We start from the raw sequence: 2469 nt of genomic DNA on the forward strand, positions 1-2469 counted from the left end.
CGGCAGCTACGCCCGGGGGCAGAAGCTCGTGCTGATCCAGGCCGCCGGCGGCCTCAGCGGTGCGTTCAGCTCGATCAGCAGCAATGGGGCGACCGTGGCGCCCGGGCAGGATGCCACGAGCTTCTTCGTCACCGTGCAGTAGCTGCCGATCAGAAATTGAAAGCCAGGCGGAGTCCGCCCCAGTGCTTGCCGGCGACGATGATGGGCGCCGCGGCCTCCTTCAGGATGACGAAGCGGCCACCGCCCATGTCGCGCCGATAGGTCTGCAGCAGGAAGGGCCGCGTGTTGCGTGCCGAGGCCAGGCCCGTGCGGTCGTTGAAGATGCGGCGGTAGCGGCTGTTGGCCGTGTTCCAGACCGTGTCGCCCGGGCGCTGCGGCTGGCAGTACTTGCGGTTGTGCGTCGCGATATAGCCGTTGCGGTCGGCCGCGATGCAGAACACCACCTTGTCGCTGAAGGCCAGCATCTTCTCCTGCACGGCGGGGAAGAGGCGATCCGTCAGCTGGCAGAAGCGCGTCGCGTGCTGCTGCGGCGCCGTGCCTTCGATCGGGCGATATTTGTCGTCGAACAGATCGGCCTGACTGATCTGGCCACCGCGTAGCGCCTCTTCGAGCAGGGCACCGATCTCCGCGGCGGCCTGCTGGGCGGTGCGGATGAAAGGCATGTCGTCGACCTCGACGCCGCTCTCGGCGATCTGCTCGACGAGCTCCTCGGACATGCGCAGGAAGCGGTCGCTGCCGTCGAAGGCCACCTTGAGGCCGTGCGAGGCCTGGGACACCTCGCGCTCCAGCTCATGGGCGCGTTCGTTGAGCAGGCTCATCTGCTGGCTGCTCTCGCCGGCCGACGCGGAGATGCGCTGCACGTCCTGCTCGACCTCGTGGAAGGCGGCGTGGATCTGGCTGGGCTTGGCCGGGTTCTCGGTCAGCTCGGCGCTGAAGCGATCGATGCGCTCCTGCAGGCTGGCGATGGCGCTGACGATGGCCTTGGACGAGGCCTCGACCTGGCCGGCCAGGGCCTTGACGGCCTCGGCAACGACAGCGAAACCTCGCCCGGCATCGCCCGCGTGCTTGGCTTCGACGGCGGCGTTGAAGGCGACCAGGCGGGTTTGCAGGGAAATCTTGGTGATCTCGGCCGCGGCGCCCGACACCTGGGCCAGCGTGGACGCCATGCCAACGACCTCGCCACCGACGACGCCGAGCGCGCCGCGGGCCCGCTGCACTGCGGCGGCGCTCTGGGCGGTGGCGGTGGTGATGGCGGTCTGCGCCTGACCAATCTGGTTGAGCTGCTGAGCCAGGGCCTGCATGGCCTGGCTCTGGGCCTGGACGATGCGCTGGGTATCTTCCAGGGCACCGCGCACTTCCGCGGCATCCTTGCCGACCGTGGAAATCGAGCGGGCCAGCCGCTTGACGACATTCAACGCCGCACTGTCATCTCGCCGGACGGGCTCATCCCGAGTGATGGCGGGGGAAGAACCTCCGCCCTTGGGCCACTTGAACATGCATTTGTCCCCGCTTATTGGCCGGGGCTCGGCAAGAAGTGGCCCCGTAAATTACCAGTCACGCAGCTTAACGCGCAACCTTGCAATCGACTGACTGTGCAACTGGCACACGCGGGACTCCGTGACCTTGAGCACGGCCGCAATCTCCTTGAGATTCATGTCGTGCTCGTAGTACATGCTCATGACGAACTGCTCGCGTTCGGGCAGGTTCTTGATGGCGGCCACCAGCGCCTCGCGCATGCGGTGGTCCTGCAGCTGGGCGACGGGGTTGGCACCCTCATCGGCCACATGGCGGTCGAGGTAGTCGTTGTCACCGTCGGCGCCCGACATGTCTTCCAGATAGACCAGTTGGGTGCCTCGCACCTTGCCAAGCAGTTCCTGGTACTCAGCCAGCGGCAGGCCCATCTCGGCGGCGATCTCGTCCTCGCGCGGCGCGCGGCCCAGGCGTTGCTCGACCTTGTGCACCGCGACTTCGATCTCACGCTGCTGGCGGCGCGTGCCGCGGCTCATCCAGTCGCCGCCGCGCAACTCGTCGAGCATGGCGCCGCGGATGCGCTGAGTGGCGAAGGTCTCGAACTGCACGCCCTGCTCGGCGTCGAAGCGCGACAGCGCATCGGTCAGGCCGATCAGCCCGACCTGGATCAGGTCATCCACCTCCACATTGGCCGGCAGCTTGGCAATCATCTGGTGCGCCAGGCGTCGGACCAGCGGGCTGTACTGCTTGATCAGCGTGCTGTTGTCGAGGCGGCCTTTGGGTGTGTACATGTTCAGCTCCGCACGGCCGCCCGAAGGGGCTGAAGCGCCCCCGCGGGGGGCAGCGAACGCAGTGAGCGTGGGGGCATCATGTTTGGTCTCCGGCGAGATCAATGCGCAGCGATGAACGGGGAAGACGCCTTGCGCGCCGGGCGCAGCGGAGTCGCGTCGGAGGCGGCGTCAACGGCCGCTCCCGGGGGAGCTGCAAGCAGCAGCTCGC

The 2469-nt window shown here is 67.4% G+C and carries 2 protein-coding genes; both read right to left on the reverse strand.

Annotated elements, in window-relative coordinates; genetic code table 11:
* Positions 1-149 precede the first annotated feature (149 nt).
* Entirely contained in the window at positions 150-1415 is a 1266-nt protein-coding gene (locus tag AC1DU6_RS27265; RefSeq protein WP_477860949.1) for a methyl-accepting chemotaxis protein, read from the reverse strand.
* A 132-nt stretch (positions 1416-1547) separates the two neighbouring features.
* Positions 1548-2261, reverse strand: coding sequence for an RNA polymerase sigma factor FliA (locus AC1DU6_RS27270; protein ID WP_056199199.1), 714 nt, complete (start codon positions 2259-2261; stop codon positions 1548-1550).
* Positions 2262-2469 lie beyond the last annotated feature (208 nt).

Source organism: Roseateles sp. P5_B10 (assembly GCF_056400485.1).

Coding starts and splice junctions, on each gene's coding strand:
- AC1DU6_RS27270 (WP_056199199.1), bottom strand. CDS start 2,261: ATGTACACACCCAAAGGCCGCCTCGACAACAGCACGCTGATCAAGCAG.